The following is a 537-nucleotide window of genomic DNA, read 5'->3' on the forward strand; positions in this document are numbered from 1 at the left end:
CCTCGCGCGGGTGGTTCTCCAGGGTGAAGGTGTAGCCGGGCGCCAGCGCCCGGTGGCGCGACTCGCCCCGCACGGTGCTGTGCCCGGTCAGGCTCGATTGCAGCCGCGAGCGCGCGTAGTTCTCGCCATCACCGAACTCGGTGTACCCGCCCGGCCATTCGTAGATCTCGTGGCTGTCGTGCGCATGCCCCGGCGGAGTCTGGCGCATGTTGGACAGGTCGGCCTTGGGTTTCTTGAAGTCGTAGTCGTCGTTGTAATGCCGCCCGGGCTTGATCTCCTGCGCCAGCTGCCAGGCGTGGATGTTCTCCTTGTCGGCGACGGCGGCCTTCTCGGGCGGATAGAACGGGATGACGGCGGCGCCCGCGAGCGGGCTGTGCGAGGCGACGATGTCGTCGGCCAGGGTGAGCACGTGCTGGCCGGCGCTGTGCTCGTGGAAGTAGTAGATGCCCTCGTGCTCCATGAGGCGCGAGACGAAGGCGCAGTCGGTCTCGTTGTACTGCACGCAGTAGTCCCAGGTGCGGTAGCTCTGGGTGAGCT

The 537-nt window shown here is 67.2% G+C and carries 1 protein-coding gene; it reads right to left on the minus strand.

What is annotated here, in order from left to right:
• A partial coding sequence (locus tag AVME950_RS24265) for a phage late control D family protein (RefSeq protein WP_284431734.1) occupies window positions 1-537 on the minus strand: 537 nt, incomplete at both ends.

It is taken from the genome of Acidovorax sp. SUPP950, assembly GCF_030158935.1.
GTDB lineage: Bacteria > Pseudomonadota > Gammaproteobacteria > Burkholderiales > Burkholderiaceae_C > Paracidovorax.